The sequence below is a fragment of the Enterobacter cloacae complex sp. IR5418 genome (assembly GCF_049238105.1).
GTDB classification, from domain to species: Bacteria; Pseudomonadota; Gammaproteobacteria; order Enterobacterales; family Enterobacteriaceae; genus Enterobacter; species Enterobacter hormaechei.
In genome coordinates, this window is sequence record NZ_JBMKHS010000058.1 from 1 (window position 1) to 10,959 (window position 10,959).

Annotated in this window: 10 protein-coding genes and 8 pseudogenes; 6 read left to right on the forward strand and 12 right to left on the reverse strand. The window is 49.8% G+C overall.

Annotation, left to right across the window (positions count from 1 at the left end; all coding sequences use genetic code 11):
• Both ACOTX7_RS23010 and ACOTX7_RS23015 read left to right on the forward strand, forming a co-directional pair.
• Positions 1-167 (forward strand): annotated as a pseudogene (locus tag ACOTX7_RS23010) (replication initiation protein); the annotation flags it as partial.
• Positions 168-1,046: 879 nt separating this feature from the next.
• A complete protein-coding gene (locus ACOTX7_RS23015; protein WP_058671242.1) occupies positions 1,047-1,853 on the forward strand; it encodes a DUF4225 domain-containing protein in 807 nt (268 codons plus the stop codon).
• On the opposite strand, the gene ACOTX7_RS23020 is transcribed toward ACOTX7_RS23015, so the two are convergent.
• The 6 genes and pseudogenes from ACOTX7_RS23020 to ACOTX7_RS23045 all read right to left on the reverse strand — a co-directional run bounded on the left by ACOTX7_RS23020 (position 1,828) and on the right by ACOTX7_RS23045 (position 4,408).
• Entirely contained in the window at positions 1,828-2,154 is a 327-nt protein-coding gene (locus ACOTX7_RS23020) for a hypothetical protein (protein WP_058671243.1), read from the reverse strand. The genes ACOTX7_RS23015 and ACOTX7_RS23020 overlap by 26 nt on opposite strands.
• A gap of 131 nt (positions 2,155-2,285) precedes the next feature.
• Positions 2,286-3,056, reverse strand: coding sequence for a TraX family protein (locus tag ACOTX7_RS23025; RefSeq protein ID WP_058671244.1), 771 nt, complete (start codon positions 3,054-3,056; stop codon positions 2,286-2,288).
• Positions 3,057-3,405: 349 nt separating this feature from the next.
• Positions 3,406-3,678, reverse strand: coding sequence for a hypothetical protein (locus tag ACOTX7_RS23030; RefSeq protein WP_204511150.1), 273 nt, complete (start codon positions 3,676-3,678; stop codon positions 3,406-3,408).
• A gap of 1 nt (position 3,679) precedes the next feature.
• The gene (locus tag ACOTX7_RS23035) at positions 3,680-3,901 is read right to left on the reverse strand and encodes a hypothetical protein (protein WP_204511152.1); all 222 of its coding nucleotides are present in this window, start codon (positions 3,899-3,901) and stop codon (positions 3,680-3,682) included.
• A 12-nt stretch (positions 3,902-3,913) separates the two neighbouring features.
• Positions 3,914-4,207: pseudogene (locus ACOTX7_RS23040) on the reverse strand (thermonuclease family protein); the annotation flags it as partial.
• 15 nt (positions 4,208-4,222) lie between these two features.
• On the reverse strand, positions 4,223-4,408 hold the full coding sequence (locus ACOTX7_RS23045) for a thermonuclease family protein (RefSeq protein WP_306416660.1): 186 nt from the start codon (positions 4,406-4,408) through the stop codon (positions 4,223-4,225).
• Positions 4,409-4,412: 4 nt separating this feature from the next.
• Between ACOTX7_RS23045 and ACOTX7_RS23050 the strand changes: the two are divergent.
• Together ACOTX7_RS23050 and ACOTX7_RS23055 are read left to right on the forward strand one after the other, a co-directional pair.
• A pseudogene (locus ACOTX7_RS23050) lies at positions 4,413-5,582 on the forward strand (Tn3 family transposase); the annotation flags it as partial.
• Between the two features lie 185 nt (positions 5,583-5,767).
• Positions 5,768-5,902: pseudogene (locus ACOTX7_RS23055) on the forward strand (transposase); the annotation flags it as partial.
• Positions 5,903-6,234: 332 nt separating this feature from the next.
• Here ACOTX7_RS23055 and ACOTX7_RS23060 read toward each other — a convergent pair.
• The gene (locus ACOTX7_RS23060; RefSeq protein WP_058671248.1) at positions 6,235-6,585 is read right to left on the reverse strand and encodes a hypothetical protein; all 351 of its coding nucleotides are present in this window, start codon (positions 6,583-6,585) and stop codon (positions 6,235-6,237) included.
• 702 nt (positions 6,586-7,287) lie between these two features.
• The gene (locus tag ACOTX7_RS23065; RefSeq protein WP_032492461.1) at positions 7,288-8,163 is read right to left on the reverse strand and encodes a LysR family transcriptional regulator; all 876 of its coding nucleotides are present in this window, start codon (positions 8,161-8,163) and stop codon (positions 7,288-7,290) included.
• A gap of 132 nt (positions 8,164-8,295) precedes the next feature.
• Between ACOTX7_RS23065 and ACOTX7_RS23070 the strand changes: the two genes are divergently transcribed.
• Positions 8,296-9,183 (forward strand): extended-spectrum class A beta-lactamase SFO-1, encoded by an 888-nt coding sequence (locus tag ACOTX7_RS23070; RefSeq protein ID WP_032489477.1) that lies wholly within the window; start codon positions 8,296-8,298, stop codon positions 9,181-9,183.
• 49 nt (positions 9,184-9,232) lie between these two features.
• On the opposite strand, the pseudogene ACOTX7_RS23075 reads toward ACOTX7_RS23070, so the two are convergent.
• Both ACOTX7_RS23075 and ACOTX7_RS23080 read right to left on the reverse strand, forming a co-directional pair.
• Positions 9,233-9,442, reverse strand: a pseudogene (locus tag ACOTX7_RS23075) (integrase core domain-containing protein); the annotation flags it as partial.
• Positions 9,443-9,800: 358 nt separating this feature from the next.
• Positions 9,801-10,022 (reverse strand): annotated as a pseudogene (locus ACOTX7_RS23080) (integrase core domain-containing protein); the annotation flags it as partial.
• 97 nt (positions 10,023-10,119) lie between these two features.
• Here ACOTX7_RS23080 and ACOTX7_RS23085 point away from each other — a divergent pair.
• Positions 10,120-10,281: pseudogene (locus tag ACOTX7_RS23085) on the forward strand (DUF6500 family protein).
• A gap of 56 nt (positions 10,282-10,337) precedes the next feature.
• On the opposite strand, the pseudogene ACOTX7_RS23090 reads toward ACOTX7_RS23085, so the two are convergent.
• Together ACOTX7_RS23090 and ACOTX7_RS23095 are read right to left on the reverse strand one after the other, a co-directional pair.
• A pseudogene (locus ACOTX7_RS23090) lies at positions 10,338-10,497 on the reverse strand (resolvase); the annotation flags it as partial.
• A 184-nt stretch (positions 10,498-10,681) separates the two neighbouring features.
• Entirely contained in the window at positions 10,682-10,846 is a 165-nt protein-coding gene (locus ACOTX7_RS23095) for a hypothetical protein (RefSeq protein WP_154590091.1), read from the reverse strand.
• Between the last annotated feature and the right edge of the window lie 113 nt (positions 10,847-10,959).

Here is a 10,959-nt window from a genome sequence, read left to right on the forward strand (position 1 = left end):
GATTCCGTTTTCTGAGACGACCCCATGAACGACTCCATGCAATGTCTGAATGGATTTACCGCACCCTGCCGCCTGACGAAGCGTACTGGTGCACATCTGAGCGCCTGAAGGCTCTGGCTATCCAGCATCTTTACCAGCTGGATCTGGCGCTTTCTCCACCGGACTAGTCACAGACGACACAGCAGTCTTCCTGTTTACAGGCCCCTCACCGGGGCTTTTCGTGCTGGATTTTTTCGGCCATTATGCTCATTTTTCATCTTTCACTCCTTTCGTCTTCCGGTCACCATGACGTTCTGCCGGTCGTTATGGCCCGCAATGGCCACAGTCTCTTTTTTTTACACAGAAATCCGCAAACGAATAAGTGGAGTAACCCGGAAATGAATAAAAGACATTCCGCAAAACAGTCTTACTTCACCTTTTTTATCTCTCTGTTCATTACATTCCAGAGTAGATCTTTGTCTACGGCCACTCTGTGGATAACGTAAAATGCCTTCGCGTGCAGCGGCCTCACGGCCGCGCGCTCAGAAGGAAATCAAAAGTACCTCCCGTCGCAAGCGCCGGGCCCCGTTCTCGCCAGAACCAGGCACCGCATACATACCTGACCCCTGCTAAACCGACGCCGCCCCGGCCCAAAGGGCCGGAACACCCTCGCTTTAAGAGGGATGTTGTAACTAGAAATCAAAGCAGCTGCAGTTAGCGTCGCGGCAAGCCCGCTGTACACGCTCGTAAGCGCCTCACGGCGCTAACGCGGAGATACAGCCCGTCAGCGGCCTCTGGCCTCGACGGGCTCACTCCGACCGCGCACATTAGCAATCGGAAAGCTTTAAGCGGGTATAGCTTTGCAGGGAAAGGGATGGGATTGGCAGAACCTATCAATCCGTAACGGCTGATGCCGGTTACGACGCCCCTCACCAGAATCACCCGGTTCAGCTCCGGCTGGCGTCTCCATGCCGCTTCGCGGCATACATTTACCCTTTAAAGCAGGGTTGCCTAAATCCGGGAGCGCGATAAGCTTTAATGGGTAATTTTCAATCAGGATGAGAAAAATGGATATAATTCTTCCGGGAAACAAAAGCCAGGCACGAGTCTGGGCAGAAACCATGATTAATCTGGAGGCCCGCAAACTCGTCAATACCGCTAATATTGTTGGCGCCCGACATCTGGGGGATGGATTGACGCGTCTCAAATTCATCGATGAAATTAAATCTGTCATTAATGGCGAATTTGAGCGTGCCCGGCGGGCAAAGTCTGACGAAGAGTGCATGACCTGCCTGCGTAACCTGCAGGCCGAAAACACCAGTCTGCTTGAGCAGAGCCGTCAGCTCCAGACCGGTTATGCGAAGCTATATGCCCAGATCAAATACGTCAGGGATGAAGACCGGATGGTCGGTTATGTCATCTCAGGAATTAAAGTGGTGCTGGCAGGTATGCAGGGCGTATTTGGCTTCGTGCTGACTTCCTCAATGACCCCCGTTGGCGTTCTTGCCGGGGCTATTCTGATTGTCGACTCGGCCAACACGATAACCCGTGAAGTTGGTCGTCAGTTCCTGAATGAACCTGACACGCAGGGTATGTTTGGTGATGGTGCCATGAATATCGCTAAATTCATGGGATTTGAACCGTCAACAGGGTTGGGGATATACAACGGGATCGCGCTTGCAGGCAATATCTACAGTGTCTATGGATTAATGGCCAGACCTGGAACATGGCGTCTGTTTAACTATATAAGCACCGATTTTTACCGGAAAATCGACACCATGTCCCGGGGCAAACTGACAATGAAAATTGTGGGATGGGGGGTAAAGGCTAAGGTTGTTTTCGATCTGATCACTTCTGATGACGCTGGGAAATGAGATTCCGGCGGTAATGCCATGATTTATAGGCCAGCTTCAAAGGCATGGTAATCGTAAACAGAGTGCCAAGAACAAGAATAGCCACGCCAAAGGAAATGGCATGCATCCTCGAGCCAGCCAAAAGTGTGGCCACAAAAATCAGTAACATGACTGACAGCACCCATATCAGGGCCTTAAAACGGTTTGCCAGATCGTTCAGTAGGGTATCCATCTCCGTACCCGTTTTAGCTGAACTGGCCCGCAGCCGGACAATGTCCTCTTCACTGAAGCCGTGGTTCGTCAGATCACTTTCATGGTTCATGCTTCTCTCCTTTTCCCTGCGGGAAGTTTAACATGCCCTGCGCTAATAACCAGTTAAGCCCGACCGATAACCTCTCAGGTGGTTACGGGCTATCAGCTCTTTCTCACTGATAGCCATCACGTCATCCTAAGTCAGCCAAAAGCAGACTGTACCAGACCAATAATCCCCAGGTGGCCGGCGTAAGCATAATAAAAGAAATTACGCGGCATGAAACGCCTGCGGCCCTCCGGACAGATTTGCCTGCAGAATGAAACCACTGCTAGGGGGAATGCCAGAGTAGGCAGCGTGGCCAGTAATAATGTTTCTGCGGGCATATCCAGGAGATGCGATAACCCGTTTAAACAAATCAGTGACAGCACGGCAGTGATGGCTGCCAGCCGCTGCACTCCGGGTGTATCGCTGCCAGAAACCGTTGCCATACTGATGGCCAGCGTTATTCCTGCCAGCCCGTAGCTTGCCGGCTGCAGGGGCCAAATCATGAGGGCCAGGAGCAGATATCCCGCAAACATTCCTTTCAGGCCGTGCTGGTACTGCAGGGCAATCAGCTGCGTGACGCCGGCAAACACGAACAGAATGTTCAGGGCCCACCAGGGCTGGTGATGCCAGAAGGCCAGGCTGAACACCGGCTGAGTGATGACTGCCCAGATCCACAGGCGACTGGCTCTCTTCTGCAGTCGTTCCGGGGTGCGCTGTACGTTCATCGCCCATATAAGCGTGAACAGGGGGAAGGCCATCCGGCCAAGCGCATACATCACCGGCCAGGCTGGCGACAGAAACACCGTATTGGTGTGGTCGATAATCATGGCCAGAAGTGCGAGGAGCTTGGCCATATCGAGAGCAGCGGGACTGAGCTGGCTGGCATTCCGGATTGTGGGAAGAACGTCGGGTACTGAACGATTCATGCTGTAGATTCCCCTGGCGACACGCGGTTAACAGCCAGCCCTGAACATAATGCCAGAATGCCCTGCCGGTTTGCGTTGTGACCCTGACCTTTAGTTTCTCCAGAATCTTGCGCACCGCAAATTCTGATTTATCACACAGCACGCGCATTGCGCCTGCCACATCCTTATTCTGAATACAAATACTTAAAATATGAAAATCGTTCACACCGCCCCCTTTCTTACACTCTTATTATCGGCTGCATGAATATTATATTTAGTTGAGCAGGAAAATTCTTGATAAAATATTCATATTAACGTTATAAATTTTAGTTAATTTATCAACTCATTTCATATGAGTGACGAACGTTCATTAATTATCTGTATTGTTTGCTGAAGTCTTTGCCCTGACCAGAGCAAAATCCGCACAAATAGATTTTGCGGCAGGCTTCCACCCTTTAGCCCATTCCTCGTTCATACGGCCTTCACTGACAATTTTCAGGGTGATGGCATAAGGGGTGCGCTGCAGTTTCTTCGACAGCCAGAGTATATGATCATCGATTCTGTCATCCGAAATATCAGCAATAATCGAATGAATAAGGTCCAGGTCCTCCGGTGCCCACGGTTTTCCTGAACGCGGAAACACTTCATCCGGAAGGCGTGGTTTTTTTCTTTTCTTCTTTTACCTGCGTTTTAGCTTCTTTTTCCGCAGTGATGAGGCGCTGTCGTTCCGTTAAGCCTCCCAGAATTGCAACCGTCCTGACCATATTTTCACGCTGCTCACGCGTAATATTTACTTCACCACATATAATGGCATTTAAAGTATCAACAAGGTTTTCCAGCTTGCTTTCTGTTAATTTTAACGTCATTCAGAAATCTCCTTAATCATTATTCTTTTTTAGCCCATCCTGATGCAGACTACGCCAGCGCCAGGGCTCTGTCTGACCTGGTTCTGACCAGAGTCCGACTGACTGACGGCGGGCTTCAGCCTCCAGAACAGCGTAGTCTGGCCGGGCGGGTTTTCCGTGGTAGCGGTATGTCCAGGCCAGGCCTTTGCGTATCTGTTCGGCATTCACAGCCGTCACGCCAAGCCACAAGGTGCCGAGCAAACGTCCATAGCGATCCTTATCACTTCCGGTGACGCTTACATGCCGCTGAGCCACCATCGATGAGAGTTCCTGACGGGAACGCTAGCCAAAGGGCTGACTCTTTTCCGGCGCATCGATGCCAGCCAGGCGAATGAGCGTCAGTTGTTTTCCCGGCTCAAGCATCTCAACGGTATCACCGTCCAGGACGCGCACAATCCGGCCACTGATATCTGCACTGGCCGAAAACGACACAACGAACAGGACCAGCGAGCAAAACTTCCGTTTCATTATTCGTTATGCAAAAAAATACGCTGATGCAGACAGCCTGATAGCGGTCATCGTTGCTCAGGCGATGAATCATGGTCATCACGTGATGGCACGAACCAGCGATATTCCGTTCCATGTTCTGGAAACAATGTACGAACAGTACCTTCGCCTGGCGTCGCTTCTCACAGCCAAAGAATGCATTACAGATACCGTTAAGGAACTGCCGATTTTCCCGCTCTATTCGTTTGACCCGGAAACCCTTTATGGTGCCGTTGACGGGCAAAAATTTGGCGTTGAACGACAGACAGTAAAGCCAGGTATTCGCGTAAATATTTCGGCTGCGGTAAAGGTATGGTAGCCTACATGCTGCTGTGTAACCACATCCCGATCTATGGCTATCTGATTGGTACAAATGACTATGAAGGTCACCATGTTTTTGATATCTGGTATCGCAATACCTCAGAGGTGAAACCCACAGCCATCACCGGTGATATGCACAGCATCAACAAAGCCAACTTTGCGATCCTGCACTGGTTTGGCTTGTGCTTTGAACCTCATTTCACCGACCTGAACAGGCAGCTGCAGGTGCTGTACTGCACCAGAGAACCCTCGATGTCTGATTCAGCCCGTCGGGCAAATTGACCTGGACCTTATCACCCGGGGAAAAAAGCAATCTCGAGCGTATTGTCGCCACGCTAGGACTGAAGGAAATGACGCAGGGAACGCTGTTCTGCAAACTGTGTACTCACACAACAACTAACCCGACAAGACAGGCAGTATTTGAATATGACCGGCTTGTTCGCAGCATTACACGCTGAAGTATTCGCGAGATCCGCAGCTGGAACGCGATATACGTCGCTCCCAGAACCGGATTGAATCGTATCACTAGCTGCGCGCTGCAGTCGCCAAAGTCGGTAGAAAGAAGGAGCTAACCGGGAAAAATGACCTTTAAACGGAAATCTGCAATCAGTGCGGGCAGTTGATCTGCTACGAGAGCGTTTATTACAACTCCGAGATCCTTTCACGATTACTGGAACTGCTGGAAGCAGAAGGCAACAACAAGGGTATTGAGGCACTGACCCGGATATCACCGGTAGCCTGGCAGTATATTTTATTGAACGGGCATTACACCTTCAAGAGTAACAATGAAATTATTGACCTAGATGCACTGGTTGCGGGGCTGAAACTGGGGTAACGGAAAAATCTGGGGTTCCGGCTAAGAACACCTATATCAGTGATACCAGGGAACTTAATACGGAAGCTGCAAAGGCGTACACGCTAAAAGCACCTCTGTGTTCATGTGCGAGATTGGGGTGAGTACGTCGAGGTTAGGACTGCTGACGGACTGTATCTCAGCATTACCGGCAGCAGACGCAGACACAGGAAGAGATGCTCGGGCGCTATATGAGTCATATCCCGGCAAAGAATTTTAAGAAGGTCCGCTACTATGGCTTCTTGTCCAACCGGAAACGGTGCGAACTGCTGCCAAAAGTGTATGAGGCTCTGCAGATGGAGGCGCGGAAATAAACGGAGCAGCCGGGCTTCGCCGCGTAAAGGGTTCCTGCACACGGATCCGAATAAATGCCTTCTGTACGGCAATCGGCTACGCTTCAGCGGTGCATAGGCTGGCTGACACGCCACGGAGTTAGTGGCAGATGCACAGCATTGACCGGAAACGATGGCTTCTGTCACATGTCACAGGCTGCGGGATAAGTGAGTCTGAAAAACGTCTTTCAGGCTAGAAATGCACCGAAAACCACATTTTATCGGCACAAATTGCATTAGCACCCAACGATACCATTCATGGTAAGGATATTTTTAATAACGATGATTCATTTTCCTAACCATCAAGAGGCTGGTGTTTTATATTTCCCATCAAGTTGAGCCTGCATTTTCAGCCAGAAATTTTCTTGGCAACGATTATAAAACTGCTTTTTCTGCGGTGAAATGGCGTATCCGCCATCATGTACCACATCATAACTGACCCAACACTCATGACAAACGTCATTCGATTGGAAGGTTTCGGATTCCATTCTATATAAAATCTGAACGTCATTATTAAACACGTAAAGGATTTCGCACTCTTCTATCGTGTTTTCCCCTTCAGAGAATCGCTTGAGGGTTTCCGTTTTATTGACCGTTTTTACCGATGACGGCAGTGCATGGATAGCACAAAGGTATGTGTAAAGTCGATGCATGGCAATCTGCCTCCAAACTTGTCACTGTCGGAAATACTTTCCCAAGAATAAAGCAAATGCTTGTTGGTGAAAAGACGAAAGGGCAGCACTCAGGAGTCCCTAATATAAACTGCCGAGCAGTGCGCATCCAGTTATTTGAATGCCGCTTAGCGGCATGGAGGTGCCAGCCAACGCTGAATATAGCTTTATTGGTGATTGGCACCCTAACCCGGCGCAGCCTGTTACAGGTTTGATAGGTTCAGCCAATCCATCCCTGTACCCTGCCAGACATAAACCTGCTAAAAGCGATACAGAAGCTTTTGTGAGCCGTCGGAGTGCTCATGACAAGGCGAAGCCGCAGTCGGGGTGTATCTCCGCGTTAGCGAGCCGTAAGGGCTGCTTACGGGCGTGTTATTCAATACCTTCAGTGATATATCCTACAGCAACTCAGGACTCTAGTTACAACATAATCCATCACAGGCAACGCGCCTGCTTTTGGCTCCCCTAATACCTGTGTCTTCAGCCAAGATGATGACAGTTATCGGGGGGCATTCAGGTTCCGTTAAATCCCGTTACCTGTTCCTGAATGTTTGAACGGACATGTCCTGTCTCTGTTTGTTTTCGGAAGCCCGCATTTCTTCCGAAAAACCATTTTTTTGCTACCCGCCTGACTCACCACAAGCAATAAGTCTGGAAACCCGAGGGGCACAGCATGCTGCGCCCCTACGTATTATCTTCTGCCGCTTCTTTCAGTAACCATTCGCTAAATATTTCCATCGCCGGGGTCATTGCTTTCGATTTTAAATGGGTTAACCAGTAACTGCCCATATTGATTTCGGTAGCAAATGGGCGCACCAGCTGCGCGGTGGTTAGCTCCCGGACAAACATTTTCGCTGGGGCTAATGCCACACCGCCGGAATGGATAGCGCTCTCGATCATCAGACGGGATGAGTCAAAGATGGCGCCATTCACTCTCACAGCCTGCAAGCCAGCGGCAGCAAACCAGTTTTCCCACTCTTCAGCACGGTAAGAACGCAGTAAATCCTCTTGCAGCAGATCGGCTGGGGTAACGAGCCGCTTAGCCGTAGCTGGCGTGCACAATACGGTCAGCGGAGCATTAAACAGCATCTCGTTATGGGTTGATGGCCACAAACCCGTGCCAAAACGGATGGCGAAATCAAGCCCTTCGGCGGCCAGATTAACAACGTTGTTGTTGGTGCGCAGCCGCAGTTTGACAAAAGGATGCTCTTGCCTGAACCGATCGAGACGTGGTAACAGCCAGCCCACGGCAAAAGTGCCGACGGCAGCCACGGTAAGCACCTCCTGGAACTGCCCCCCTTCAAACTGCCGGAAGGCTTTTTCAATATGGCCAAAGGCGTCGGTTAACACGGCAAACAGCGCCCGTGATTCCTCTGTCATTTCTAAACCACGGGGTAATCGTTTAAACAGCACCATGCCCAGGCGCTCTTCAAGCAGCCGAACCTGTTGGCTAACGGCAGCCTGGGTAACATAGAGCTCCAGCGCTGCCCGAGTGAAACTCAAATGTCTGGCAGAGGCTTCAAAAGCACGTAGAGCATTCAGGGGAGGGTTAGAACGCATAGGTATTATCCAAAAGATTTTCTTTATGTTAGAGAAAATTCTTGTCGCTTGTCAATAACGGTCTAAAAGAAGATAGTTCTCGCCATCTGCAGAACAACCCGCTGAGTTAATCCATTTTATGTGAGGCAAAACATGGTTAAAAATACATTACGTCAAACCACCCTGATGGTCGCTACGGTTATGCCGCTGCTGTTCGGTAGCGCACCATTATGGGCTCAATCCGCTAATGCCAAAGCGAATATTCAGCAGCAACTGTCCGAGCTCGAGAAAAACTCCGGTGGCCGCCTTGGCGTGGCGCTGATCGATACCGCCGATAATTCGCAGATCCTGTATCGTGGGGATGAACGTTTTCCCATGTGTAGCACTAGCAAGGTGATGGCGGTGTCGGCGTTGTTAAAACAGAGCGAGATGGATAAAAATCTTTTGGCTAAGCGGATGGAAATCAAACAATCCGATCTGGTCAACTACAACCCGATCGCCGAAAAACACCTGGATACCGGGATGACCCTTGCAGAGCTCAGTGCCGCCGCCATCCAGTACAGTGACAACACGGCGATGAACAAGATCCTTGAGCATCTTGGCGGCCCGGCAAAAGTGACAGAGTATGCGCGTACTATTGGTGATAAAACCTTTCGTCTCGATCGTACCGAGCCTACTTTAAATACTGCCATTCCCAGCGATAAGCGTGACACTACCTCGCCGCTGGCGATGGCAAAAAGCCTGCAAACCCTAACTTTGGGCAAGGCGCTGGGTGAACCACAGCGTGCTCAACTGGTTGAATGGATGAAGGGGAACACTACCGGCGGAGCCAGCATTCGCGCAGGTCTGCCAGCCACGTGGGTGGTCGGTGATAAAACCGGCAGTGGTGATTACGGTACCACTAACGATATCGCCGTGATTTGGCCAGCGAACCACGCACCGTTGGTGTTGGTAACCTATTTCACTCAGCCACAGCAGAATGCAGAAGCCCGCAAAGACGTGTTGGCTGCTGCCGCTAAAATTGTCACCGAAGGGCTTTGAATCAGGGATATGCACCGCGTATCTGCGCCGGGATTTCGACTGACTAGTCCTAGCATAGGTTGACACTTTTATGCCTGTAAAACGCCTGATGCACCGTATCGGGCGTTTTGTATTTTAGTGCCTAGTGAGGCTGAACTCTGTTGTAAATTGCTATTGATTCCCTCACCATCTTTCTTGCCTGCTACAGATCTGCCGGGCGTGACAGCAAAAACTTCGTCTTCAGTATCTCGTTGACCTTTTCCGCCAATGCGTTCTGATAGGCTTTGTCGCATTAAGGGTTTCGCGCACATTTCCACGATAATGCTAACGTGGTCGGTAAAAATCTTTTATTTTCATTATATTGACCTTTTAAAAAAACCGACTGCCGACATTCACATTTTCGACTCTTCGATGATTTTATTGACCGTGGAACGTGCGATACTTATCATCTTTGCTATTTCTGTCGCTCCGGTTTCCTTTGACCTTCTCCCCGTTGATTCATACACACCGATGATAGTAATGTCTTCATATTGACGCGCTCCCAGTATGTGATCCATTCATAATTAGGAATATCCGGCTTCTGACCCCGCCCCCGAATATGCTCCAGTCATAATCAGGAATAACCGGCTTCATGTTGGTTACATATTCTGGCAACCGACAGATTTTTCTGCAAATTCGGACGGGGTCATCCATCCCAGAGTAGAATGGGGACGCTTCTGGTTATAGTGTATGCGCCAAGCCTCGATTTTGGACCGGGCATCTTCCAGCGACATGAACCAGTTTTCATTCAGGCACTCCTGCCGTAGCCTGCCATTGAACGACTCCACAGTCGCATTGTCCGTTGGGGTTCCCGGGCGTGAGGATCTTTAACCAATTCTGCCCATTCGACAGCGTCTGAGAGCATGTGTCCTCAGCAACTATAAGAGAAAGATAATGAGAGCCAGCATTTGAGCGAAGATTGTGAAGGTATGTGAAGCTAAGACAGCGGCAAAAGGGGATGATGTTGGCGTGTCATTTTATGCTTTTTTTGCCAACAAGAATGATGACCCGGAATTACTCATGTAAGTAGCCGAATGGTGGATCATGGAGATGAAGCTGGATCACTTTGAAAAAGCCTGAAAAATCATATCCCTTTTGTAATATAGTTGTAACTTAACTACTCCACTGCTGACAGAGTTTTCCTTTGCAGTAACTGAAATCGTACATATCAGAGAGGGACTGTAACCTGTCGCATCGGCTGTTTCGCGGATACTTAGTTTTTTAATACAGAACTTTCTCGTACCGCTCCTAGTCAGCCTGTTTACCCTGATATTTCCACATATTATGTGCGTGTTTATTCCGCGAAGTGAGGATGAAAAAAGCATTACGGCGTAAGCCGTAATAATCTCTCACCCTGCCAAGCTTGAACAATCCCAATTTAAGCCACGAAGAAGGTTATGTGAGTCGTCGGAGTGGTCCAGAGTAAGCCTTAATCGGGGCGTATCTCCGCGTTAGCGTGCCGTAAACCGTCCGATCGCAGTCAGTCGTGAAAACAGCCGCTGAACGCCAGTACGCGCATGTAAACCGTCAGATACTGCTCGTTGAGATTGCGCAGGAAATCAGCGACCAGCGCATCAACCAGCGCGGGACATCCGTCGTGATACTTAACTTCCAGAGCTCGAATATGCAGGCGCAAGTCGCTCATGGTGCTGGATAGCGCAGCCAGATCGTCACGCAGTTGTATATGTCCCTGATAATTTAGGCACTGTTGCAAAGTTAGCGATGAGGCAGCCTTTTGTCTTATTCAAAGGCCTTACA